This is a genomic window from Nocardia thraciensis, from assembly GCF_054782435.1.
The window spans coordinates 24153-46242 of record NZ_BAAGSM010000008.1 but is presented as its reverse complement, the minus strand read 5'-3'; the positions used below and the strand labels follow the sequence as shown (position 1 = coordinate 46242).

At 69.0% G+C, this 22090-nt stretch carries 25 protein-coding genes and 1 pseudogene; 10 read left to right on the top strand and 16 right to left on the bottom strand.

The features are described from left to right. Nucleotides 1-18 precede the first annotated feature (18 nt). From ACYVLQ_RS02190 to ACYVLQ_RS02175, 4 genes are all read right to left on the bottom strand, one after another. Nucleotides 19-1077 carry an alpha/beta hydrolase gene (locus tag ACYVLQ_RS02190; protein ID WP_460695652.1) on the bottom strand — a complete coding sequence of 353 codons (1059 nt, stop codon included), beginning with the start codon at nt 1075-1077 and terminating at the stop codon, nt 19-21. A gap of 153 nt (nt 1078-1230) precedes the next feature. Continuing rightward, nucleotides 1231-2469: a serine hydrolase domain-containing protein gene (locus ACYVLQ_RS02185; RefSeq protein WP_460695651.1), complete on the bottom strand. Its 1239-nt coding sequence runs from the start codon at nt 2467-2469 to the stop codon at nt 1231-1233. A 213-nt stretch (nt 2470-2682) separates the two neighbouring features. Next, on the bottom strand, nt 2683-2991 hold the full coding sequence (locus ACYVLQ_RS02180) for a DUF1330 domain-containing protein (RefSeq protein WP_460695650.1): 309 nt from the start codon (nt 2989-2991) through the stop codon (nt 2683-2685). A gap of 40 nt (nt 2992-3031) precedes the next feature. Continuing rightward, nucleotides 3032-3439, bottom strand: coding sequence for a Dabb family protein (locus ACYVLQ_RS02175; protein ID WP_460695649.1), 408 nt, complete (start codon nt 3437-3439; stop codon nt 3032-3034). A gap of 122 nt (nt 3440-3561) precedes the next feature. Here ACYVLQ_RS02175 and ACYVLQ_RS02170 point away from each other — a divergent pair, with 122 nt between their 5' ends. Both ACYVLQ_RS02170 and ACYVLQ_RS02165 read left to right on the top strand, forming a co-directional pair. Then, on the top strand, nt 3562-4206 hold the full coding sequence (locus tag ACYVLQ_RS02170; RefSeq protein WP_460695648.1) for a TetR/AcrR family transcriptional regulator: 645 nt from the start codon (nt 3562-3564) through the stop codon (nt 4204-4206). 182 nt (nt 4207-4388) lie between these two features. Beyond that, nucleotides 4389-4877 carry a hypothetical protein gene (locus ACYVLQ_RS02165; RefSeq protein ID WP_460695647.1) on the top strand — a complete coding sequence of 163 codons (489 nt, stop codon included), beginning with the start codon at nt 4389-4391 and terminating at the stop codon, nt 4875-4877. 62 nt (nt 4878-4939) lie between these two features. Here the strand turns inward: ACYVLQ_RS02165 and ACYVLQ_RS02160 are convergent, their stop codons facing one another. The 5 genes from ACYVLQ_RS02160 to ACYVLQ_RS02140 all read right to left on the bottom strand — a co-directional run bounded on the left by ACYVLQ_RS02160 (nt 4940) and on the right by ACYVLQ_RS02140 (nt 8301). Beyond that, the gene (locus ACYVLQ_RS02160) at nt 4940-5761 is read right to left on the bottom strand and encodes an acyl-CoA thioesterase (RefSeq protein ID WP_460695646.1); all 822 of its coding nucleotides are present in this window, start codon (nt 5759-5761) and stop codon (nt 4940-4942) included. A gap of 10 nt (nt 5762-5771) precedes the next feature. Next, a complete protein-coding gene (locus ACYVLQ_RS02155) occupies nt 5772-6467 on the bottom strand; it encodes a YqeB family protein (protein WP_460695645.1) in 696 nt (231 codons plus the stop codon). After that, complete coding sequence (locus tag ACYVLQ_RS02150; protein ID WP_460695644.1) at nt 6464-7069, bottom strand: TetR/AcrR family transcriptional regulator; 606 nt, start codon at nt 7067-7069, stop codon at nt 6464-6466. Before ACYVLQ_RS02150 ends, ACYVLQ_RS02155 begins: the two co-directional genes overlap by 4 nt. A gap of 108 nt (nt 7070-7177) precedes the next feature. After that, on the bottom strand, nt 7178-7996 hold the full coding sequence (locus tag ACYVLQ_RS02145; protein ID WP_460695643.1) for a maleylpyruvate isomerase family mycothiol-dependent enzyme: 819 nt from the start codon (nt 7994-7996) through the stop codon (nt 7178-7180). Nucleotides 7997-8049: 53 nt separating this feature from the next. After that, nucleotides 8050-8301 carry a hypothetical protein gene (locus tag ACYVLQ_RS02140; RefSeq protein ID WP_460695642.1) on the bottom strand — a complete coding sequence of 84 codons (252 nt, stop codon included), beginning with the start codon at nt 8299-8301 and terminating at the stop codon, nt 8050-8052. A gap of 235 nt (nt 8302-8536) precedes the next feature. On the opposite strand from ACYVLQ_RS02140, the gene ACYVLQ_RS02135 reads away from it, so the two are divergent. From ACYVLQ_RS02135 to ACYVLQ_RS02120, 4 genes are all read left to right on the top strand, one after another. Beyond that, complete coding sequence (locus tag ACYVLQ_RS02135; RefSeq protein WP_460695641.1) at nt 8537-9796, top strand: PucR family transcriptional regulator; 1260 nt, start codon at nt 8537-8539, stop codon at nt 9794-9796. Nucleotides 9797-10055: 259 nt separating this feature from the next. Further along, nucleotides 10056-11309, top strand: a complete 1254-nt coding sequence (locus ACYVLQ_RS02130) for a helix-turn-helix domain-containing protein (RefSeq protein WP_460695640.1) — start codon at nt 10056-10058, stop codon at nt 11307-11309. A 94-nt stretch (nt 11310-11403) separates the two neighbouring features. Further along, complete coding sequence (locus ACYVLQ_RS02125) at nt 11404-13137, top strand: FAD-dependent oxidoreductase (protein WP_460695639.1); 1734 nt, start codon at nt 11404-11406, stop codon at nt 13135-13137. A gap of 279 nt (nt 13138-13416) precedes the next feature. After that, nucleotides 13417-14373: an alpha/beta hydrolase gene (locus ACYVLQ_RS02120; RefSeq protein ID WP_460695638.1), complete on the top strand. Its 957-nt coding sequence runs from the start codon at nt 13417-13419 to the stop codon at nt 14371-14373. A 4-nt stretch (nt 14374-14377) separates the two neighbouring features. Here ACYVLQ_RS02120 and ACYVLQ_RS02115 read toward each other — a convergent pair whose 3' ends face one another. Continuing rightward, nucleotides 14378-14779, bottom strand: coding sequence for a subtilase-type protease inhibitor (locus ACYVLQ_RS02115; RefSeq protein ID WP_460695637.1), 402 nt, complete (start codon nt 14777-14779; stop codon nt 14378-14380). Between the two features lie 262 nt (nt 14780-15041). Here ACYVLQ_RS02115 and ACYVLQ_RS02110 point away from each other — a divergent pair, with 262 nt between their 5' ends. Then, on the top strand, nt 15042-15776 hold the full coding sequence (locus ACYVLQ_RS02110) for a dienelactone hydrolase family protein (protein ID WP_460695636.1): 735 nt from the start codon (nt 15042-15044) through the stop codon (nt 15774-15776). A 165-nt stretch (nt 15777-15941) separates the two neighbouring features. Here ACYVLQ_RS02110 and ACYVLQ_RS02105 read toward each other — a convergent pair. Together ACYVLQ_RS02105 and ACYVLQ_RS02100 are read right to left on the bottom strand one after the other, a co-directional pair. Further along, a pseudogene (locus ACYVLQ_RS02105) lies at nt 15942-16649 on the bottom strand (type 1 glutamine amidotransferase domain-containing protein). A 90-nt stretch (nt 16650-16739) separates the two neighbouring features. Further along, nucleotides 16740-17189 (bottom strand): TetR-like C-terminal domain-containing protein, encoded by a 450-nt coding sequence (locus tag ACYVLQ_RS02100; protein WP_460695635.1) that lies wholly within the window; start codon nt 17187-17189, stop codon nt 16740-16742. Nucleotides 17190-17255: 66 nt separating this feature from the next. Here ACYVLQ_RS02100 and ACYVLQ_RS02095 point away from each other — a divergent pair, with 66 nt between their 5' ends. Beyond that, the gene (locus ACYVLQ_RS02095) at nt 17256-17924 is read left to right on the top strand and encodes an NAD-dependent epimerase/dehydratase family protein (protein ID WP_460695710.1); all 669 of its coding nucleotides are present in this window, start codon (nt 17256-17258) and stop codon (nt 17922-17924) included. Between the two features lie 60 nt (nt 17925-17984). Here ACYVLQ_RS02095 and ACYVLQ_RS02090 read toward each other — a convergent pair whose 3' ends face one another. The 4 genes from ACYVLQ_RS02090 to ACYVLQ_RS02075 form a co-directional block, all read right to left on the bottom strand. Then, a complete protein-coding gene (locus ACYVLQ_RS02090) occupies nt 17985-18446 on the bottom strand; it encodes an NUDIX domain-containing protein (RefSeq protein WP_460695634.1) in 462 nt (153 codons plus the stop codon). A gap of 326 nt (nt 18447-18772) precedes the next feature. Beyond that, entirely contained in the window at nt 18773-19597 is an 825-nt protein-coding gene (locus ACYVLQ_RS02085) for a helix-turn-helix domain-containing protein (RefSeq protein WP_460695633.1), read from the bottom strand. 23 nt (nt 19598-19620) lie between these two features. Further along, on the bottom strand, nt 19621-20145 hold the full coding sequence (locus ACYVLQ_RS02080) for a DUF6879 family protein (protein WP_460695632.1): 525 nt from the start codon (nt 20143-20145) through the stop codon (nt 19621-19623). Next, nucleotides 20123-20455 (bottom strand): hypothetical protein, encoded by a 333-nt coding sequence (locus ACYVLQ_RS02075; RefSeq protein ID WP_460695631.1) that lies wholly within the window; start codon nt 20453-20455, stop codon nt 20123-20125. The genes ACYVLQ_RS02080 and ACYVLQ_RS02075 overlap by 23 nt, the downstream gene beginning before the upstream one ends. A 601-nt stretch (nt 20456-21056) precedes the next feature. Here ACYVLQ_RS02075 and ACYVLQ_RS02070 point away from each other — a divergent pair. Further along, a complete protein-coding gene (locus ACYVLQ_RS02070) occupies nt 21057-21212 on the top strand; it encodes a hypothetical protein (RefSeq protein ID WP_460695630.1) in 156 nt (51 codons plus the stop codon). 25 nt (nt 21213-21237) lie between these two features. Beyond that, a complete protein-coding gene (locus ACYVLQ_RS02065) occupies nt 21238-21861 on the top strand; it encodes a 3'-5' exonuclease (protein ID WP_460695629.1) in 624 nt (207 codons plus the stop codon). Nucleotides 21862-22090: the final 229 nt, after the last annotated feature.

Below are 22090 nucleotides of genomic sequence, written 5' to 3'. Positions count from 1 at the left end.
CGGGCAATCGGAGCGGATTCAGCGGTCCGTGGGCTCGGTCGCATCGGATTCGGCGAGCGCCGCCTCGAACATCGGCCAGGACTTGTGCAGATCCTCCTCCCAGTAGCCCCAGGAGTGGGTCCCGGCGGGACGGAAGTCGAAGGTGGCGGGAACGTTCAACTGCCGCAGGCGTTCCTGCAGCTGCCGGGTGCACACATTGGTGACCGCCTCCAGCGGCGCGCCGAAGAACAGCTGGTACATCAGCTGTACGACATCGCCGCGGGCGCCGTCGAGGTTGTCGTACGGCCCGGGCAGTCCGTTGCCGGTGGAGACGTAGACGGCGGTGCCGCGCAACCGCTCGGCGTGCAGGTACGGATCGTTGGCGGCCCAAGCCGGGTCGCCGGGCGGGCCCCACATGTTGAGCGCGTTGCCGCGCTGCCCGGTGACGACGGCCTGCACCATCGCCTGGCCCTGCGGGTCGCTGGTGCGCACGCAGCCGCTGTATGAGCCGATCGCCCGGTACATCTCGGGCGCGCCGATGGCCAACTGGAACACCGAGGTACCGGCCATGGAGAGCCCGGCGATGGCGTTGGCTCCGCTGCCGCGGAAGGCGGCGTCGATGATCGGCGGCAGCTCGTAGGTGAGGAACGTGGCCCACCGCTGGCGGCCCAGGACCGGGTCGTCGGCGCGCCAGTCGGTGAAGTAGCTGCCCGCACCGCCGAACGGGATCACGACATTGACCTGTTTGTCGCGGAAGAACTCGACGAGATCGGTGGTCTCGAGCCAGTTTCCGTCGGATCCGCCGTTGGCGCCGTTGAGCAGGTAGAAGGTCGGTGCGGGACGGTCCGGGTCGACGGCGCGCAGCACGGTGGTCCGGGTGACGGTACTCATCGCGGCGGAGTACACGTCGACATCGAGGATTCGGTCGGAGACCGCGCGAATATCATCGATGCGCGCGCCGTTCGGCGCGGTGAGCGGTTCGCCCGCAACGGGTTCGGCTCCCGCGAACCCGGGGGCGCCCACACCGGCGACGAGCATGGTGGTGACGAGCACCGTGGCCGCGGTGAGCAGGCCCCGCGACATGCGCTCCGAGTTCATCGCACCCCGCTCTCGACACCGTAAACCCGGTTTCGAGTCAACAACATCACAGCGGGGTAACGCCAGTGTCGGGAGAAATGTTGTGGCCGTTCCCAGGTCGCTCGCGGGGCGCGTTACCTCGGGTCCCAAAGTTCGGCGGAACCGGCCGAGACGTCAGAAGGGGCGGTCGGCCGGCGCCAGGCGGTCGGTCGCGCCGGAGATCCGAGCGACCAGCTGCCACGGCCGGTTGGCGTCCGTGGGCGCCTTGCCGCTGGTCAGGATCGCGCCGGACAGCCCGCGCTCGGGGTCGGCCCAGCCGTACTGGGTGGTCAAACCGCTACGGCCGAAATGGTATCCGGTGTGGGCGCCGAACTTCGACCGGCGCCCGCCCAGTTCGAAGCCCGCCCGGCTGACCCGCCCCGCGGCGCCCGGCAGCCATTTCGCCGGGCGCACCGCCTCGCGCAGGGTATCGGGCCGGATGATCCGCACTCCGTCGAGTTCGCCACCGCGCGAGAGGATTTCGTAGAACCTCGACAGCTCGGAGGCGGTGGTGACGAGGTTGCCCGAGGGAAGCTCCGCGGTGAGGAACGCCCGGTTGTCCGCCTCGGATACCGGACCGCTCAGTCCACCGCCGAGTGCCTTGTGCGCCAAGAACTTCCACACCCGCCCGGGTGGCGGTCCGGTCCGCACGCTGGGCACGACCAGGTCGACGTCCTCGGCCCGCACGCCGAAGGTGGTCCACCGGAAGCCCAGCGGGTCCAGGACCTGTTCGGCCAGATGCTCGCGCATGCGCTTGCCCGTGGCCCGCTGCACCAGCAGACGCTGGATGAGACCGCTGGTCATCGCGTGGTAGACCCGGAACCGGCCCGGCCGCCAACTGGGGGTGAGGTCGGCCAGGGCCCGGACCGCCAGCTCCTCGTCGAGCACCAGGTCGGCGCCCTTGTACGGCGGGGTGATGAAGGGGATGCCCGCCGAATGCGACAGCACGTCCCCGATCGTGATCGCCTGCTTCCCGTTCGCGGCGAACTCCGGAATGTAGTGGCACACAGGGTCGTTCAGTGCGAAGGCCCCCTGTTCGAGGAGCATGAACATCACCGTGGCCGAAACGCCCTTGGCGGTGGAGAAGCCGCAGAACGGCATGTCCGGGGTCACGGGGATCTTCTCGGCGTCGGAGGCGTCGCCCGGTGCGTTGCCGCGCGCGTGCCCGATCGCCCGATTCAGCACGATCCTCCCGTTGCGCCGCAGGCACACCTGGATGGCGGGCGTCGTTCCCAGTCGGTACCAGTCGAGCACCGCGGCCCAGACGGACTCGACCACGGCGCGCGACATCCCCGCGTCGGCCGGATCGTCCTCGGGCCCGGCCGTCGTCACCGAGTCGACGTCGACGGGCACGGTCACCATCGGGTTGGTCATTCAGCCAGCATAGATACGCTGCGCGGGCATGATCGGCGGGGCAGGTCCGCGGTGATGCGCAGCCGTCCGCCGCGCCCGCGCACCCACATCCCGGCGCCCCACGTGGCGGCCCCGGGCGCCGTCCTCGACGAACAGCAGGCCCTGTGCAGTGCTCCGGCGGCGCGGCACAGCTCGCGGTCGACGCCGTGGGCGAGCGCCGGGCGGCGGTCGGGACTACGCGGCGGGCGCGCGGCCACCCTCGACGAACAGCAGGCGCAGGTCGATCGCGCCCTCGCGCACGGATTTGGCGTGCTGGTATTCGTGGGAGTGGTACCACTCCCGGACGCGATTCATATCCGGGAATTCGAGAGTGGTCACCACCCGGCCGGAGGGCCACTGTCCGCCCTCGGCCACCTCCGGGGTGGCTCCCTGGGTCAGGTAGCGGCCGCCGTAAGCAGCGATCGACGCCTCCGCCAGCGGGCGGTATTCGGTGGCGCGGGCGAGGTCGAGGTTGGTGGCTTCGACGAAGACGTAGGCGGGCAACAGAATCTCCTTGTGTCGGTGGGCGAATCGGTCGGTGCGGTCAGGAGCGGGTGTCGATCGGCGTGTCGGGGATCGCGGCGAGCATCCGGCGCCATTCGGGATAGGCGTGCGCCTTCCGCAGGTGCATGCGCGTGATCGCCTGCGCCAGGCCGGGATCGGGATCGTCGGACAGCCGCACCGGTGACAATCGCTCGAGGTGGGGCAGGATCTCGGTGTCGACGGCGAGGTGCACCGGGTCGTACAGATACCGTTCCAGCGCCTCGAGATCCGCCACGGCCGCCAGGTAGGCGTGCGTGAATCCGTCGGCGGGGTCGCCGAGATCCTGGCCGACCGTGCCGAACGAGACCGATTCCATGCTCGCGGCCCGGCGCATGGCCGCCAGCACCGATGCCCGCGTGTCGGCGTCGGCGGAGTCCTTGAATCGGAAACGCAACACGTTGACTATCAAGGTGAAACCTCCTTGAATTGAACCAGTGAGTTCAGACTAGTGGTATGTATGGTTTTGTCAAAATACGCAACAGAGTGAACCGTCGGGTTCAGGTCGTGAGGGTGGCGGGTAAGCTGTCAGGGGTGGTAGCAGGGCAGACGGTGCGCGCGGGGGCGCGCGGCCGCATCGACAAGCGGCAGGCGATTCTCGACGCGGCGTTCGCCGTGTTCGCGCGGCAGGGGTTCGAGCAGGCGTGCGTGGCCGATATCGCCGCGGAGGCGGGCGTCGCCAAGCCGACGGTCTACAACCATCTCAGCGATAAGCACAGCCTGCTGCGGGAATCGCTGGTCGTGGTCGCCGACGCGGTCGGAACCGACTGCGTCGCCGCGCTCGACCGCCTGCGCGAACCCGGCGCCGGCCTGCGGGCGACGCTCGAGGATGTCGCGTACCGACTGCTGCGCATCTGCAACGACGAGCGCTCGCGCGCCCTGCGCCGACTCGGCTACGGCCAGGCCGCCACGCAGCCGGAGCTGATCGAACTCGCTCGCGAGCGCACCGGCGTGCGCACCCTCGAGGCCCTGGCCGACCGCCTCGCCCGCCTGGCGCTGTCCGGCCGGGTGCGCATCGAAGACCCCGCCGTCGCGGCCGAGCAGTTCCTCGCCCTCCTGACCGCCCCCCTGGAGAACCGCTCCCGCATGGGCACCCGCCCCGTACGCCCCGCCGACCTACGCACCATCGCCACCGCAGCCGTGGCAACCTTTTGCGCCGCCTACCACCCCGCCGACTAGCCGCGCCGCCTGCCATAAGCTGGCCTACCGGTCGGCAGAGCACCAGCTTCGCGCACCCCGCGTCGGTCCCCGCACCCTCTACAAGCGTTGCAAGGGGTGCGAGAACGTGCCGGCAGTGCGGGAACTGTTGGGGGCAATAGGGTCTGCGTGCGTGCTGTTCGGTGGGCTGGGGAGGCGATGAGATGTGGCGGCGGCTGATGGCGTGGTTCGAGCGGTGGTGGCGGTCCGCTGCCTTCTGGCGAGTGTCGGCTCTGGTGGTGGCGGGGCTCGCGCAGGTGCTCAACACTCGGTTCCCGTCGGAGCCCGACGTCGAGGCGTGGACGACCGATGCGACGTCCGGTTTCGAGATGTCCGTCGCCGTGGGAATCCGGCAGCCGCCGCTGCTCGATCAGTGGCTCGAGTACGCCACGGAGTCCGGCCTGGCGGTGCTGCTGCCCGCCGTCGCCTTCCTGCTGCCGCGCGGGTACGTGCGCCGGGGCGTGCTCGGGTCGGCCGCACTGCTGGCGGTGCTCGGCGTGGTCGACGGCTATGTCGGGAAGGCGGCGGTCGAGGCCAGCGATGCCACGGGCTCGGAGGCGCTGTTCTTCCTGTCGCCGTTCTACCTGCTGGCGGCGGTCGCGCTCGTCATGAGCGAACGGCGCACCCGGATCGCGTCGAGTGAGCCCGGCTGATCCGTAGCGCACCCCGAACGCACTGCACCGCAACGGAACTCGACCGGACCGGCACGGGCCTTCTAGGGCGTGTCCTTGTAGTAGACGATCTGGTGGGTGGTGACCAGGAGGTCGCGGTCGTGGCTCCACAGTTCGGCGGTCTGGTCGAAGAAGCCGGTGCCGAAGTGCTGGGCGCGGGCCGTGGCCAGGACGTACCGGTCGGCCTGGGCCGCGAGTTGGTCGGGGGTGGCGTGGAAGTACACGGTCATCGAGACCGTCCCGGCCGGGATCACGCGGCTGAGCCGGTGCATGACGCGCGGGAAGAACACGTCGCTGAGCGCGGTGAGCGCGGGATAGTCCAGCGGGCGCGCGGGCTTGTCGCGCACCCAGAGGGTGCTGGTCGAGGTCCCGGGGCGGCCCTGGCCGATATCGGCGATACCGCCCTCGACGAAGCGCATCTCGTAGTTGTCCACCCACGCGATGAAATCCGGGACCGGCGACGGTTCGACCGCCTCCGCGGGCGGCGCCTGCGGAGGCACGGCCTCGGTGAGCGACCAGGTCGGCCGGCGGTTGGCGAAAATGGCCGTCGCGGTGGTGGTCACCTCGTCGTCCTGGGTCAGCGTCAGCGACCAGTGCTGGGTGTTGCGGTTGGTGCGCATCGGCTGCACCTGGATCTCGAACGGGCCGTCGGAGACCGGACCCGCGAAATTGACCGTGAGGGTGACCGGTTGGGCCAGATGCCTCGGATCCGCCATGATCGCCTGCAGCAGGGTCGCGGCGGTGATCCCGCCGAACGGGCCGACCATATTCGCGTAGGGCGCGGTGGTCCGGCCGGTGAACCGGCCGTCGCCCAGGGCGGTGAGGCCGGTAGCGAGGTCGAACGGATGGGTTCTGGTCGACGTCACAGCGACGCTCCTACTCTGCTGATGCGGTCAGGCGAATCTCCTGGCGGCCCTTGCGGTCTCGGACGTCGACACCGAGCGCGGTCAGTTTCTCCTCGACCTTCTCGACGGTACCCGGCTTGTCGTCGTCCAGGGCGCGGCGGCGTCGGCGCAGCAGCGCATCGACCTGCTCGCCGGTCTCCGGCTTGCCGTCGACCCAGGTGACGTAATGCTCGGCGAGGGGGTCGTCGCGGTCCCGCCAGGGGTAGCCGTGCTCGCGGAACGCGCGGGCGATCTCGGCGGCGCGCAGGTCGCTCGCCTTGCACCGGGCCAGCCGCAGGTCGCGGTGGTCGGTGAGCACCAGGTCAGGGCCCTCGCGGAAGACGGCGCCGATGGCGCCGCGTTCGATGTACCGGGCCCGGTCGTCGCGGGACAGCTCGATATGGTCGTCGGCGATGGACAGGGTGGGGCACTCCTTGCGCGCCACCTCGAAAAGCAGTGCGCCGCCGATGATTCCGAGTACCGACGCGATCGGCACCAACAGCGCGGGCGGCAGCTTCATCGCCACCCGGACCGGGCCGGGCGCGGACTCCACGGTGTCGAGCAGCCACTGGCCCACGGCGGGCAGCGCGAAGCCGACGCCGCAGCCCAGGGCCAGGCCGCCGACGGTGAACACCCACAGCCAGAAGGTGGGAAATTTCAGTACCGTAGCCGGTGATGTGTCGGTCATGATGCCTCCTCGACAGGGGGACGAAGTAGGCGCGACACTGTGGTGTGCACGAGTGCGCGCGGATCGTGGGGGTTGGCGGGGTCGATGTTCAGGAACGCGGCGTCGACGATCGACAGGATCCAGCGGGCCGTGTCCTGCGGCGCCAGCCCGGGGTCGATCTGCCCCGCCGCGATACCGCGCTCCAGCAGGCTCGCCAGCGCCCGCGTGCTGAGGGTCACGTCGGTGCCGACCACCGTCTCCAGTTCCGCGTCGTGATCGAGGCGGCGCAGCAGTTCGACCAGCAGTCCGGGCGCGGCGGGATCGGTGGCCTCCGCGGCGAGTCCGTCGACGATGTCGAGAATCGCGGCCGGGCAGTCGGTGCGCTCGATATGCCTGCCGATCAGCTCGGCGTGCTCGGGGACGGACTCCTCGAAGATCGACCGGAACACCGCGGCCTTGTCCGGGAAGTAGTAGAAGACGCTGCCCGGACTCAGCCCGGCGGCCTTGGCGATCTGCGCCGCGGTGGTCCGCTCGTACCCGTGCTCGGCGAACAGGCGCGTGGCCGCACGGGTGATCGTGCGGCGGCGTTCGCTGACCCGCTCGGGATCTCGGGTTCGGGCCATACGGGCACGATATCAATTAACTGAGCGATCAGTCAAAGAATATCTCGGAGAGTGGCGGCGTCGGGATGGTGATGGAGGGTGTCGGGGCGGCGATGATGAACCAGGGTGCTAGGCCACGACTGCCAGCAGTGTTGTTGCGGCGGTGGTGAGTTCGTGATCGCCGTCGAGGGTGGAGCGGCGCCGGGCCGCGTCGATGCCGATGCCCCGGCTGGCCAGTCGCCAGACCGTGTCGGGATCCATGCGCACCGAAGCGTCGGGGTCGGAGGTGGGTGCGGCCGTCAGCTCCCAGGCGCTGCCGTCGCTCACCGCGGCCCAGCGACCGCCCGCCGGGCCGGTGATCTCGAACAGCACCGATGTGCCCGCCGGACGGATCCGGTCGTGGAGTGCCACGGGCAGCGCGTGCAGGAACGTGGCGAGCACCGGGTGCAGCAGCGCCGCCTCGTCGGCGCCGGGCCGGGACACCGCGTCGCGGATCTGCTGCTGGTGCACCCAGTACTCCGTGTAGTCGCGGGCGATATCGAGCCACGCCGGGCTGGGTCCGGGCCCCGCCCACGACACGTTCAGGGTCGCGGAAGACGCGAGATCCGTTGCGGCCCAGACCGCGTCGAGCTGCGGGCCGAGGTGCAGCAACAGGTCGATCATGGTGCGCGGGCTGCACTGCCGCATGGCGCGGACGAACTCGTCGTTGGTCCGGGCGAGATAGGCGGGCAGGGTCTCGTCGTCGGCGAAGACGGCGCCGCCGTGGCCGTCGCGGCTGCCGGAGATGCGGCGCAGGTAGTCGTTGAGGATGTGCGCGGCCACGTCCCGCACGGCCCAGCCGGGGCATACCGTCGGCTGCGCCCACTCGGCGGGGGCGAGCGATCCGAGCAGGTCGATCAGTTCCCGCCGTTCCCGCGGGAACAGCGGCCGGGTGTCGAGTGGGATCATGCCTCCCAGTGAACCGGCGGCGCCGGTGCCCACGCGAATGGTTTTCCGGCGTGTCACTCGCCGTGCTGTTTGACCTTGTCGTTGGCCCAGCCCGCCAGCAGCACGCCGACCGCGGTCACCAGCAGCAGCACGACGAACTGCACCGACCAGCCGCCCGGAATCCAGTCGAATACGCCCCACAGCTGCGACTTCTCGTGGTCGAACAGCTGGCGCAGCGCGGCCTGGGCGAAGACGACAGTGACGACCATTCCGGCGACCTGGAGGCCGACATAGGTTCCCTTGTTCATGTTCTCGATCTTCGTCACGCGACGGGCGGACGCGCATCGCCCGACGGTCGGCGTCGGGGTCATCCTCCGGTCGGACGGCGATGGCCCGCAGGTCGCACCGGTCGTCCGACCGCGCGGGCCGTTCCGAGAGGTCACCGCCGGTCGCGCGATCCCGTTGTGCAGGTTCACCGCCGACGCCGCAGCGCGTATCCGGCGCCGCGGTTGTGTCGTAGCCTGGCCGACCGACGGCAGCGACGGTATCGGTAGGAGCAGGATGGGCGGCGATTCCTTCGGTCTCACCTCGCGGTATTGGGAACCGCCGTCCGAGCGGGTCGCGGAGTTGCTCCGGTCCGGTGTGGAGATGGTGCTCGACCACCCCGAGCTGATGTACGAGGCGATGGACGACGCGTCGCTGGCCGCCGCCAGCCCGGCCATCGCCGCCGAACCGGGACTGGCCGAGGCCGTGCGCGCGTGCGTGCGGGCGAACCTCACGCACTGGTGCGTGGCGAACCTCGGCGCCCCCGGAATGCCTGTGGCGCCGAATCTTTCGGCCGAGAACGTGAACATCGCCCGCGACGTGGTGCGGCACGGGTTCGACGAGATGCTGGTCACCAACTTCCACGCCGGGCAGAACGCGGCGATCCGGAAGTGGGCGCAGCTGGCGTTCTTCCTGAGCCCGGACCCGTACGAGGTGCGCGAACTGCTCGATGTCGTCATGGGTTCGGTGTTCGCGTTCATCGACGACACCCTCGCCGGTGTCTTCGAGCTGATCCAGCGCGAGCGCCGCAACCTGGCCGATGTCGACCACACCGAGCGAATGGAGACGCTCAACCTGCTGCTCGGCGGCGCGCCGATCAGCGCGGGCCGGGCGGGGGAGCGGCTGCGCTACGAACTCGACCGCCACCATCTCGCGGCCGTGGTCTGGAACGATTCCTACCCCACCGATCCGGAGCCGCTGGAGCTGGCGGTCAACGCGCTGGTGCAGGCGGCGGGCTCGATGCAGCCGCTGACCATCGTGCCGAGCCCGTCGACGCTGTGGGTGTGGCTGCCGGTCGATCAGCTGCCGCCGCTGGCCGAGGTGCGGCGGTCGCTGGCCGGTACGGCCGGGGTGCGGATGGCGATCGGTACGGTGGGCGCCGGGATGTCCGGTCTTCGGCGGGCTCATCTGGATGCCGTCGCGGCGCAACGGTTGATGCGGCGATTACCGTCGGGGGAGCGGCTGGCCACCTACGACGAGGTGGAGGTCGTCGCGCTGGCCACCGGGGGCGACGAGGAGCGGGCGCGCGAGTTCGTGACGCGCACCCTGGGAAATCTGATCTCCGCGGACGCGGATCTGCGCGAGACCCTTCGGGTCTATCTGCACGAGGGATCGAATACCGCGCAGACCGCGCGCTCGCTGTTCACCCACCGCAATACGATCGTGCATCGGCTCGACCGGGCCCGCGGCCTGTTGCCGCGCCCACTGGAACAGCGGCCGCTACAGGTGGCGCTGGCATTGGAGATCATTCGCGTCGTCGGCGTGGCGGGCGGCTGAGCCCGCGCCCGCGGGCAGGCTGCCCGGTGTCGCGGGGCGATACTGCACAACGGCAATCCGTAGCGTTGTGCACTTCGGCCCATCCCCATTGTGGAACTTCGGGATAGAGTGTCGCATCGGTGAAATTTCGCCGCGCAATATTATGCCCTCGCATCGTCGAACGGGGATTTGTCATGGACGCCCACCCGGTCAGGGAAGTGTCACAAAGGAACTCGGCCGGATTCGGTGAACGTTCCCAATCGGGGGTCGCGGCGTGACGGTGACGGACGGTATTGCGAACCGCGGAATTGCCCCGCTCGATATCTCCCCGACCCTCGTGAATTATCAAGCGCTGTCCCGGAAAATCGTCGACGGTTTCGATCTCGCCCCGCTCGGCGACCGTCCCGGCTCGGATCCCGCCGTACGCAGCGATCTGCTCGCGGTGGTCTCCTGCTGTATGGAGACGGTGGTAGCGGCGGCTCGCACCGGCACGCCGGTTCCGGAGCGCGCGGCGGCCCGGCTGGCGGGGATCGCGGCGCGCTGGGCGGACCGGCAGCTGCCGATCGGGGTGCTGCAGCACGCGGTGCACGCGGGCGCCGCCGCCGTCGTCGAACCGGTCGTCGCCGCGGGCCGCCGCACCGCCGCGGGGCTGCCGGCCGCGGGCCTGGTGCTGATCGAATCGCTGCGCACACTGTCCAGCGCGATCGCGCGCGGATACGCCAGCGAGGTGCGGGCGATGACCGGTGTGCAGCGGGTCGCGTCGCACACGCTGGCGTCCGCGCTGCTGGCCGGTTGCGCCGACTCGATGCTGGTGCGCCGCAACGGAGTCGAGCTCGCCGCCGCCTACCTGGTGGTGGCCGTCGCGCTGGGCCCGCACCCGGACGAGCGCGATCCCCTGCTCGACGCGGGCGTGGTCGCGCGGCGAAAGCTGCGCCGCGTGCAGGCGGAGCTCGGCCGCGGCGACGGCGCGCGGGTGCTGTCGATGCTGAGCGTCGACGGCGGCACGCTGCTGATTCCGGTACACGCCGAGACCGAGGGCGAGCCAGCGGCGGCGGATGGCCCGCTCGACGACCTGATCGATCGGCTCGGTCGCGCCGCCGCCGCACCGGTCACGGCGGCGGTGGTGACGGCCGCGCCCGAGCGGATCCCGCGTGGCGCCGAACGCGCGCACGAACTGCTGGATCTGGCGCTGCGTCTGCGCCGGGGCCCCGGGGTGCATCGCTTCCGGGAGCTGGCCTGCGAATACCAGCTCGTCCAGCCTGGCCCGGCGAACCGGCATCTGCGCGGGCTGCTCGAGCCGCTGCGCGAGGAACCGGAATTGCTCGAGACCGTCGAGGCCTTTTTCGCCGCGCAGTGCAAACGCGAATCCGCGGCTCGCCGCCTCGGGATCTCGGTGGGCGCCGTGCGCCGCCGCCTGGACCGCATCGCCGCGCTGACCGGGCTGCAGCCCGACGCCCCGGTGGATCAATGGTATTTGCGCGCGAGTTTCATTGCGCGCATTGCCGATCCGGGTTCCGCTGATCTCGCATTGTGAATTCTTCGAGTACCACTGTCCGCATACTGGTAGTTACCACAGAATGCGGATCGGTCGGAGGCGGTGCTGTTAGCGTCGACGGCAGGAGGTGGCCATGGCCGCAGAGCGGCGGTTCGACGTCGACGTGCTGATCGTGGGGTCCGGTTTCGGGGGCAGTGTGACGGCGCTGCGATTGGTGGAAAAGGGATACAGCGTTGCCGTCCTGGAGGCCGGGCGGCGTTTCGACGACGCGGATTTCGCGGCGACCAATTGGGATCTGCGCCGCTATCTGTGGGCGCCGCGGCTGGGCTGCTACGGGATTCAGCGCATTCACCGTTTGCGGGACTGCTTCATCCTCGCCGGGGCGGGCGTCGGCGGCGGGTCGCTGAATTACGCGAATACGCTGTACAAGCCGGGCCCGGCGTTCTTCGGCGATCGGCAGTGGGCCGATATCACCGACTGGGACGCCGAGCTGAGCCCGCATTACGAGCAGGCGCGGGCGATGCTCGGCGTGGTCGAGAACCCGCGCGCGACGCCCGCCGACGAGATCATGCGCTCGGTCGCCGAGGATATGGGCGTCGCCGACACCTTCGTGCCGACCCCAGTCGGCGTGTACTTCGGGGAGCCGGGAAAGACCGTGCCGGATCCGTATTTCGGCGGCGTCGGGCCCGATCGCACGGGCTGTATCGAATGCGGCGAATGTATGTCCGGCTGCCGCCACGGCGCGAAGAACACTCTTGTCAAGAACTATCTCGGTCTCGCCGAGCGGGCGGGTGCGCGAGTGCATCCGATGACCACCGTGACCGCGATACGGCCGCAGCCCGACGGTAGCTGGCTGGTCGACACCCGGCGGACGGGCGCCTGGCCGCGGCAGCGTCGCGGCACCGTCTCCGCCCGGCACGTGGTGCTGGCCGCGGGCACCTGGGGCACCCAGCAACTGCTGTTCCGGATGCGCGATACCGGTGTGCTGCCGGACATTTCGGCCCGCCTGGGGGTGCTGACCCGCACCAACTCCGAGGCCATTCTCGGCTCCGGCCGCATCGAGGTCGACCCGGAGCTGGATCTCACCGCGGGCGTGGCGATCACGTCGTCGTTCCATCCCACCGACGACACGCATATCGAACCGGTCCGCTACGGCAAGGGCTCGAACGCGATGGCGCTGCTGCAGACCTACCTGGTCGACGGCGGCCACCGGACCCCGCGCTGGGCACGGGTGTTCGCGACGGCGGCGGCGCATCCGGTGCGCACCGTGCGGCTGCTGCGCACGCACCGGTGGAGCGAGCGGACGCTGATCCTGCTCGTCATGCAGAGCCTGGACAACTCGATCACGACCTACACCCGGCGCGGGCCGTTCGGGCGGCGGCTGGCCAGCAAACAGGGTTACGGCGAACCGAATCCGGCGTGGATCCCGGCCGGGCACGAGGTGACCCGGCGGGTGTCGGGAAAGCTCGACGCCACCCCGGGCAGCACGTGGCCGGACATCTTCGGGGTGCCGATGACGGCGCATTTCATCGGCGGCTGCACCGTCGGCGCCGATGCCGAGCACGGCGTCATCGACCCGTACCACCGGGTGTGGGGCTATCCGACGCTCAGCGTCGTGGACGGGTCGGCGATCTCGGCCAATCTCGGCGTGAACCCGTCGCTGACCATCGCGGCGCAGGCCGAGCGGGCGGCCTCGCTGTGGCCGAACAAGGGCGAGGTCGACACCCGCCCGGCGCCGGGGGAGCCCTACCGCCGACTGCGGGCGGTGGCGCCGCGGCGGCCGGTCGTGCCGTCCGGCGTTCCGGCCGCGCTGCGGCTGCCGCTGTTCGTGGTTCGCGACTCCGCGGCGGGCGATCATTCGGCCTGATCGCCCCGGCGGTGTGCCCGATGTCCGATCTGCCGGTGCGGCAAGGTGTTTCGGGTGCTTGCCGAGGCGGTCGGCTGCCCGGCCGCTGTGCCTCGGGCCCGGCGTTCGGGGCGGCCCGGTGCGTGCGGCGCGGCCCACGCGCGGCTGTCGGGGCGCTGTGCGGGGTTGCCGTCCTGTGGTGGCCGCGCTGTGACCCACCACAGCGACGACCTCGTGCGGGACGCTGTCTCAGTATGTTCGAGGCGACATCCAGGGTTACCGGCATTTCAGGGGTGAATCATGCGGGAGTACCGGACGGGCGGCCAGGGCTGGCGCGCGGCCCTGATCCGCGGGCTGTGCCGGGTCTTCGTGCGCCCGACGCTTAGCTGGTGGCCGCTGCGGGGCGTGCTGGCGCCGTGCATGGCGCTGGTCGACATGGTGCACCGGCCGGTGCCGCGGTTGCGTGGCACGGTGCTGCAGCGGGTGGACGGCGGCCACTGGTGCGGTGAGGTGGTGCGGCCGCGCGCCGGGGTGACCGGGGGCGGGGCGATCGTGTACTTCCACGGCGGTGCGTTCGTGTTCTGCGGCCTGGCCACGCACCGCCGAATCGTGGAGCGGCTGGCGTTGCGTACCGGGCTGCCGGTGCTGTCGGTCGGCTACCGGCAGCATCCGGTCGGCCGGCTGGACGCATCGATGGACGATGCCGCCGCGGCCGTGCGCTGGCTGCACGACGCGGGTATCGGCACGGGATCGACCGTGTTCGTGGGTGATTCGGCCGGTGGCTACCTGGCTTTCCAGCTCGCGCTGGAGGCCGAGCGGCGCGGCATCGACCGGCCCGCGGGGGTGGTCGGGCTGGCGCCACTGCTGGAACTCGATCCCGCGGCCAAGCTGCGGCACGCGAACGCCGGGTCCGACGTCTTCCTGCCCGCCCGCCGATTCGCCGAGGTCGCCGCCGTGATGGCCGGTGACGAGTCCGGCGCGGTCGATCCGCAGCGGTCGCCGGTGAACGGCCCGGTCGCCGCGCTCCCGCCGGTCCTGCTGATCTGCGCCGAGGACGAGGTGCTGCGCGCCGACGCCGAACTCATGGCCGACCGGCTCGACGGCACTACCGTGCCGTACACGCTGCAGATCTGGCAGGGTCAGGTGCACGCCTTTCCCGTACTCGGGCATCTGCTGCCGGAAAGCCGTGCGGCACTTGACGAAATCGCGGATTTCGTCGCCGGGGTGCAGGGTCGACGCTCGGCCGCGGCGGGATGAACCGCTAGAACCGGAGCACCGCGCTGGCGCCCTCGCGCTCGCAGCTGTTGCCGAAGGTCCGCGTGTAGTCCACGGCGCGACCGTTCCACTGCCCCGTAGCCGTCACCGTGACCGGGTCCCAGATCTTGGTGCACATCCGCGGCGACTCCTGCGCGGCCAGCGCCTCGAAATCCCCGTCGACCGCGGTCAGCGCATCACACGCGGCATCGACGTTCGGGTGCGTCCCGCCCCGCGGCTCGCAGGTCAGCGTCACCTCCCGCTCTGCCGGGGCGCCCGCCTCCCCATGCGTCACAGTGAGCGTGACCTGCGACTCCGCCGGAGACTCGGCCCCGGCGGGCGCGGCGAGGGCGGCTCCCGCCAGCAGTACGCCGGACGCGATCAGCAGTGGTCGGAGCGGGTTACGCATACGGTGGCCTCCGGTGGTGGTGATCATTGCTTTCATTAGTGCGTCGGAATCCGGGCCACCCGCCGTTACGCACCCAGCCGCGCCCGCGATCGAAACCTGTTGGCGAACCACGACGCGCTCCTGCTACATTACCGGGGCCGTGCGAGAGAACGAGGAGGTGGTATCCGTGAACGCAGTATCGACATGGGTGCTCCCCCTCGGGGTCACGGTCGGGCGATAGTCGTCCGGGAGCGCCGTCACAGCACTCCCGAAAGGCACGACCGTGCAATTCATTTCCGAACAGCGCGTCGACGATGTTCTCGAGCGCGAATTCACCATCGACGAGATTCCGGGCATCCTGTGGACGCCCGCCTCCGTATCCACACCGGCACCGCTGATCCTGCTCGGCCAGCCCGGCGGTCTCGGACTGCGGAAGATGTACCCGCGCTTGCTTGCCCGGGCCCGGTCGGTCGCGGCGGAGGGCTTCGCCGCGGCCGCGCTCGAACTCCCCGGCAGCGGTGTGCGACCCCGATCCGCCGCCATGGATCAGGTCGGCGCCGAACTGCGCCGGGCGCTGGCCGCCGGTGAACGGGTCACCGACGACATCATCGATCGGCTCATCCTCCCGCTGGTCGACCAGGCGGTCCCGGAATGGCAGGTCACCCTGGACGCCCTGCTCGCACTGCCCGAGATCGGCGGCCCGGTCGGGTACTCGGGAGGGGTGATCTCGATCGGCACCCGCCTGGCGGTGGTCGAGCCGCGCATCTCGGCCGCCGTCCTGTTCGCGGGAAGTTTCGTGCCCCGCGCCATCCTCGAGGAGGCCCGGCAGGTCACCATTCCGCTGTATGTCCTGCTGCAATGGGACGACGAAGGAAACGACCGCCAGTCGGCCCTGGACCTGTTCGACGCCTTCGGCTCCGAGGAGAAGACCCTGAACGCCAACATGGGCGGCCACACCGGCGTCCCGCAGCACGCCGGCGAGGCAGCGGGGCAGTTCCTCGCCCGCCACCTGAAGTGAGGCCGGTCAGTTGAGGTGCAGCGTTTCAGTCCGCGTCAGGTTTCCGCTGTGGCCGGTCGCGCTGGAGTAGCCCTCGATCAGGCATGTGTGTGCGTCTGTGTGCGCGTACTCGCGCCCGTGAAGTCCGGCCCCACCACGCGCGGTGTTCCACGGAACGAACGCGTCTCAGGGGCGACCCTGCGACGTGTTCCCCAGGGCCTCGACGACCTTTCGCGCGGTGGCCTTGGCCGAGCCCGGGTTCTGGCCGGTGACGAGGTTGCCGTCGACGGCGGTGTAGGACACGAACGGAAGCTTTGCCTTCTCGTAGAGCGCGCCGCGCTCCTTCGCGCGCTGCTCGGCGTTGTAGGGCACCAGCTTGTCGACGCGGGCGAGTACCTCCTCCTGCCAGGCGAAGCCGGTCATGTGCTTGCCCGCGATGAGGTAGGAGCCCGTCGGAGAGCCGGGTGTTGAGCAGCCCGCAGTAGCCGTGGCAGACCGAGGAGACGACGTTACCGCGCTCGTAGATCTCGCGGGTGATGCGCTGTAGGCCCTCGGAGTCGGGGAAGTCGTACATCACGGCGTGGCCGCCGGTGAAGTAGATGGCGTCGAAGTCGGCGGCGTCGATCTCCTCGGGGCTCTTGGTGGTCGCGAGGAGATCCATCTTCGCGGGGTCGGCGCGCCAGGCCTTGGCGGTCTTGTCGTAGTTGGGGAACTTCAGCGCCCGCGGCTCGAGCGGAGCGGGGCCGCCCACCGGGCCGACCAGGGTCTGCTCGAAGCCCGCCTCATCGAACACGTGCCAGGCGTGTGTGAGCTCGGACAGCCACAGCCCAGTGGCATGGGAAGGGTCGTCGTAGTGTCCGACGTTGGTGACGACGTGGAGGCACGCTTGGTCATTGGCTGATCTTCCTTCCTGCGGAGGTGGATGGCGAGGTGCGTTGCGCGCGTTGGGGGTTACCTCGAGCTGCGGCGGGTGCGTGACACGCGTCAAGAGCCGACCGACGTGATCGCGAGGAAGGCGACGCGCACTCGTTCGGCGACCTCCTCGCTCGACGCCGCCTGTAGCTTGCCGTCGAGGTACAGGCAGGCCAGCCCATGGGCGAGCCCCCAGCCGGCCGACGCGAGGGCGGAGGCGTCCGACTCGGGGGATACCTGGTTCAGGGCGTCGGCCAGCAGTTCGTGCAGGGCGTCGGCGGCCTTGACCCGCTCGTCGTTCGCATCGTCGCAGGGTTTGCCGAACATCACCCGGAATAGAGCCGGGCGTCGCAGCGCGAAGGTGACGTAGGTGACCGCGAACTCGGCCAAGTCCTGGAGCGAGGCGGGCGGGTTGCGTCCCTCGCCCAGGTCCGCCAGCAGGTCCCGGAAGCCCTCGACGGCCAATGCGGACTCCAGTGCGTCGCGGTACTTGAAGTGGCGGTACGGCGCCGTCTGCGACACGCCGGACCTGCGCGTGATCGCGCGGAGCGAGAAGGTCTCCCCCGGCCTCGAGCATCTCGCAACGTCATCGACGCCTGCGCCGAACATGGGACCAAGCTCGTCTTCTTCGACAACACTTACATGTATCCCGCAACCTCGGCGCCCCAGGCCGAGTCGACAGCATTCGCACCGGGCGGCCCCAAGGGACGTGTCCGTGGCGCGCTCGCCACCATGGTGCTCGAGGCCATGCGGGTCGGTCGGGTGCAGGGCCTTATCGGCCGCGCCCCCGAGTTCTACGGGCCCGGCTCGACCAAGAGCTACACGAATACGTTGGTGTTCGACCGGATCAGGGCGGGCAAGCGGCCGTTCGTCCCGGTCAACGCCCACACCGAGCGCTCCCTGATCTGGACCCCCGACGCAAGCCGGGCGCTGGCCCTGCTCGGCAACACCTCGGATGCCTACGGCCGGACATGGCACCTGCCGATCGACCCGAACCGGCAGACCTACGCGCAGCTCATCGAGATCGCCAGCGAGGTCACCGGCCGCAAGATCGGCCACACGGTGCTGCCGATGCTCGCTTTCCGCCTCGGACGCCGCTTCGTCAAGCCGCTCGACGAGATGTACGAGCTGCTCGGCCGCTACCGCGACGACAACATCTTCGACAGCTCGAAATTCGCGGCCCGCTTTCCCGACTTTCGGGTCACCACCTATGGGGAGGGCGCGGAGCGGATCCTCGCCGACCGACCGCCGGGCTGATCATCCTGATGACTGCCGAGGGTGCCGAATGACGAGCCACGTTTCCTGGCCCGGAACCTTTCAAGCGCGGGGCCGACCGTGTTCGAGGTACATGACCGTGCCCGAGGTGTACGCGTGGTAGGCGTGGGTCAGGCGTCGCGCGAGTCGCGGAATTACATAGTCGGACAGGTTGTTTACGTTCACCCACTCGATCTTGTCGAGTTCGACGGTGTCGAGACGGATGTGGCGCTTGTCGTCGCCCATCTCGCCGCAATCGAACACGTACAGCACCTTGTCGCCCTCGGCATCGCTCGGCGCCCAGTCGTGCACCAGCAATCGATCGACGGCTCGATTCATGCCCAATTCTTCCCGCAATTCCCGCTCACAGGCCGCCGCCGGGGACTCGCCCCGGTCGACATAGCCCCCGGGAATATCCCACCGATTCCCATAGGTCTTGCGAACCAACAAGACATCTTCACCATCGACGAACAATGCCCCGGACGCGAGGCGAGGAGTCGCGAACTTCGCTGCCGGAGCTTCCATCGGATGGCCTCCATCGTGTTCACGAGATGAACTTGGTCAGGGTCCCAGTGGGGAGTGCGTCCGGTGAGAGCGACGATACGGCCCCAGATAGGTTGTTGCGCAGTGGCTTTGGCCAAGTCCTGCCCGCTCCGACCATCCCGGCGATCGAGGATAATCTCCGTGCCTGCCTCGCTGCCTCCTCCGAACCGCCGGGGAGGGCGCAGCCCCACCCAAGTGGGTGATCCGCCGCTACCTAGGCTGCGCCGGCCAGGCCCACCGCGACTTCAAATCCATCTTCGGCGAGCCCCCGGGGCACTACCGCCTACGGTACTGAGCCCTCCACCAGATCAACTCGACCGTGCGCACGTTCGGTCCTCCAGCGCTGACGAAATCAGGGTGCGGGCGCCATGACCGTAGACGGCATGGCCGTGCAACCCATTCCACAGTCGTTCGTACAGCTCCAGTTCGGTCGGCGCGGTGATAGTTAGTTCGGCGCTGGCGGTTTCGATCAGTGCCTGCCGACGATCGAACAGATGGAAGCTGCCCGACAGATAGACGAACCCCGCTCGGAGCGGGACGACCCCGAAGCTCAACCGGGGGTTGCCGAACGCCACGTCGAGCAGATGTCGAAGTTGCCCAGCTGTCACCTCATTGTTGCGGAGCGTGGTGTGTAATGCCGCCTCGCTCACCAGTACTGCCACTCGTGTACCGCCGCTACGCAAGATGTTCTGGCGTGCCATTCGCGCCGCGACGGCGGTGTCCAAATCATCGAGGGTGCCGAGAAACCGGATGCACTGTGCGAGGACCGCGCGGCCGTACGGCTCGGTCTGGAGTAGGCCGGGCACGATTGTCGGGTTATAGATGCGAAGTTGCCGCGTCTCGGATTCGATTTCCTGCCCGCGTTGCTGGCGGCGGGTGTGCCCGGTCGCGGCAATTCGTCGCCACTCCGCCCACTGCGCCTGAACGTTGCGCAGCGTCGCAACCAGATCGGGGAGTACGAGGGTCGCGTCACACACCCTGCACCACACCGCTAGGTCCGATTCGCTCGGCATCTGTTTGCCGTGCTCGATGCGGGATGTCTTGGACCAATGGCATTCGGCGGCAGTGGACAGTTGCCGTCCATCCAGTCCGGCATCCTTGCGTAGCTCTCGAAGCCGTGCCCCGAGAGCCACTTTCGCTCGTGTTGCCCCGTTCACTACGTGCGGTAATCCTCGAAACGAGTTGCCGCACACCACACTCGATCACGCACTGTGACCGCATGCGCGACGATCGCGGGTTCGTCGGTCAGCGCGGCCCCGACCCAGAAGCCGTGCGCATCGAACAGGGAGAACGCCACCGCCCGTTCATCGAACAGCCAGAAATCTTCGGTGGCCGAGTCGGACGGTTCGGCATCGTGCCGTGCGAGATAGCGGATGTCCTCACCAGCTGCGACGTTATGGGGGCTCAGTGCGAGGAGGTACCGCGTGTAGAGCGTGTGCGGTTCGGTGACAATCCTGGCGCGCCGCACCGCCACTCCCCGTGCCACCGTCGCAGCAACGTGGCTCGTCCAGCCCGAGAACCATTCGCCGCCAGGGTCGATGGTCTCGTCGGCACGGAATGCGGCCAGCGACTCGGATTCCGACTTGCTCTCGTAGTCGTCGTGCGTTTCCAGGTGGAAGGCGGACCGTTCTGCGGAGGCGAATATCGGTCGCAACTCGTCAGCGCCGTGAAGCAGGCGCATCGGGTCGCACCTCCTGACTGATCGGCACCGTGACGGCCCTCTCGTGGGCGGGAATCTGCATGATCGCCAGTGCTTCCGGATCGACGACAGGCTCGCCCGAGAGCAGGAACGTTCCGTGTCCGGTGTCGCGGACGCCCGATATGCAGGTCCCCGGCTCGGTGAACCACAGCAACTTGTGCGGGATTTCGACCGTGTTGGGGTCGTCGGTCAGCCAGCCCTGCGCCGCATAACATGGCGGATCGTTTTCGGTGACGTAGAGCCGGGGTGATCCGTCGCCGCCGGACTCACCGCCGATGAATCGAACCTTCATGGCGTTCTCCCCTTGTCGTGCGAGTGCGGGTCAAAGTGTGCAACCGTGTTGATTCTGACTCTCTTACATGATGTCTGGCAACCATCGGCGCACTCACGCGCACTTTTGTGGGTCGTTCGTACGACCCGTGCCTAGCGTGTTATCAGGTTCCACCGAGTGTTGCCGTTCAACTTCTGATCCCGGCGCATCCCCTCGGTGGGAATTCCCGGCACAGGACGGAGGGGCACGTTATGCGACAACAGCCGACCGCACTCGGGTGGGTCGATCCTGAGGTGAGTTCCTTACTGGAATGGGATGGTGCGCAGGTTGGGCGGCTGGCCCGCCGCTTGGGATACGTGCTGGTGTGGCCACCCGGCACGAGCTTGGTTCCGCTGGTGGACCAGGTGCGAGCCGCCGATGTCGATGTGGTGATCACACCCGCGCCCCACCATTTGGATGTGATCTCGCTGCACGCGGTGATGGGTGTGGCGGATGTCGAAACAGTCTGGCCCCGAATTAGTTTCGCTCGATGGGCGCCGATTCCGCGACCCGTTGCGGGTACGGCGGTGGGTAATGACAGATGGCCGGGGCGCGCTGGCGGAATCCGTAGGAAGGCGGCACGGTGACCGGTGATGGCTGGCTCGCCTTGGGTTTTGTGATTGCGATCGGTCTGCCGCTGACAGTGATGGTCGCAGTGATCTGGTGGCCCGAGCGAACCTCAGAGGACCGCTCGGTGGAGGCGATCCGGCAGAGGGTCGAGGACGAGGATGCACTCTAGGCAGACCCGAACCTCCGATGCCGCGATGACGGGTTCGATCCGGTTCCCGGACGCCCTGCACCAGCGGCAGTTGGCCGTAGTCGATGTCGAGGGCAACGGGCAGAATCCGCCCGAGATCATCGAGATCGCGTTGCTGGCGGTGGACGGGCCGACGACACCGGATGCGTTGCGGTCGTGGTTGATTCAGCCGCAGCGGCCGGTCACACCGATCGTGACCCGCAAGGTGCACGGCATCACCAACGTCGACCTCGCCGATTGTCCGTCGTGGCACGAAGTGAATGACGAAATCGATGAGGCGCTGTGCGGACGAGTGTTGGTGGCCCACAACGCGACCATCGAGCGGAAAGTCCTCGCCGCGCATCTGCCGGACTGGGATCCGCCCATGATTCTCGACACGCTGCGGCTGGCGAAATCGGTGTGGCGAGGCCTGGACTCCTATGTCCTGGACAAGCTTATCGAACGCGGCCAGCTCGACGTCACGGCTGTCGCCGGACAGGGCTACCACCGCGCCGGGCACGACGCGTGGGCGGCGTGGCAGTTGCTGTGTGCCCTGATCGCCGACGGCGAGCTGGATTGGCCGGAGCTGGTCGCGGCAGCCGGTTTGCCCGATTTCCTGCCCACACCGGAACCCGAAGGGGGACTGTGGTGATCAACGATGCGCGGCCGGTGACCTTCGCGGTGGTCAGTGCGGTGGCGGGGTCGGAGAGGTGGCTGGTCAGGACGAGTAGCGCTTACCAAGAGTGCCCAGCTCGGGGCCAGGTCGCCCGGGCGTGGTCGAACGTTCGGCGGAAGGGTTCGCAGTTGCTCCCGGACAGCATGGTCCATGCGAGGACCAGGCCGCAGGCTGGGTCGCCGACGCCGCCGTATCACGGCGGTTA

What these genes read in the sequence shown, in the direction of transcription:
- ACYVLQ_RS02155 (WP_460695645.1), bottom strand. Translation starts at nt 6,467, where the DNA reads ATGACCGACACATCACCGGCTACGGTACTGAAATTTCCCACCTTCTGG.
- ACYVLQ_RS02165 (WP_460695647.1), top strand. Translation starts at nt 4,389, where the DNA reads ATGTGGCGGCGGCTGATGGCGTGGTTCGAGCGGTGGTGGCGGTCCGCT.
- ACYVLQ_RS02075 (WP_460695631.1), bottom strand. Translation starts at nt 20,455, where the DNA reads ATGAAGGTTCGATTCATCGGCGGTGAGTCCGGCGGCGACGGATCACCC.
- ACYVLQ_RS02115 (WP_460695637.1), bottom strand. Translation starts at nt 14,779, where the DNA reads ATGCGTAACCCGCTCCGACCACTGCTGATCGCGTCCGGCGTACTGCTG.
- ACYVLQ_RS02135 (WP_460695641.1), top strand. Translation starts at nt 8,537, where the DNA reads ATGGGCGGCGATTCCTTCGGTCTCACCTCGCGGTATTGGGAACCGCCG.
- ACYVLQ_RS02150 (WP_460695644.1), bottom strand. Translation starts at nt 7,069, where the DNA reads ATGGCCCGAACCCGAGATCCCGAGCGGGTCAGCGAACGCCGCCGCACG.
- ACYVLQ_RS02190 (WP_460695652.1), bottom strand. Translation starts at nt 1,077, where the DNA reads ATGAACTCGGAGCGCATGTCGCGGGGCCTGCTCACCGCGGCCACGGTG.
- ACYVLQ_RS02125 (WP_460695639.1), top strand. Translation starts at nt 11,404, where the DNA reads ATGGCCGCAGAGCGGCGGTTCGACGTCGACGTGCTGATCGTGGGGTCC.
- ACYVLQ_RS02185 (WP_460695651.1), bottom strand. Translation starts at nt 2,469, where the DNA reads ATGACCAACCCGATGGTGACCGTGCCCGTCGACGTCGACTCGGTGACG.
- ACYVLQ_RS02090 (WP_460695634.1), bottom strand. Translation starts at nt 18,446, where the DNA reads ATGGAAGCTCCGGCAGCGAAGTTCGCGACTCCTCGCCTCGCGTCCGGG.
- ACYVLQ_RS02145 (WP_460695643.1), bottom strand. Translation starts at nt 7,996, where the DNA reads ATGATCCCACTCGACACCCGGCCGCTGTTCCCGCGGGAACGGCGGGAA.
- ACYVLQ_RS02120 (WP_460695638.1), top strand. Translation starts at nt 13,417, where the DNA reads ATGCGGGAGTACCGGACGGGCGGCCAGGGCTGGCGCGCGGCCCTGATC.
- ACYVLQ_RS02080 (WP_460695632.1), bottom strand. Translation starts at nt 20,145, where the DNA reads ATGCGCCTGCTTCACGGCGCTGACGAGTTGCGACCGATATTCGCCTCC.
- ACYVLQ_RS02065 (WP_460695629.1), top strand. Translation starts at nt 21,238, where the DNA reads ATGACGGGTTCGATCCGGTTCCCGGACGCCCTGCACCAGCGGCAGTTG.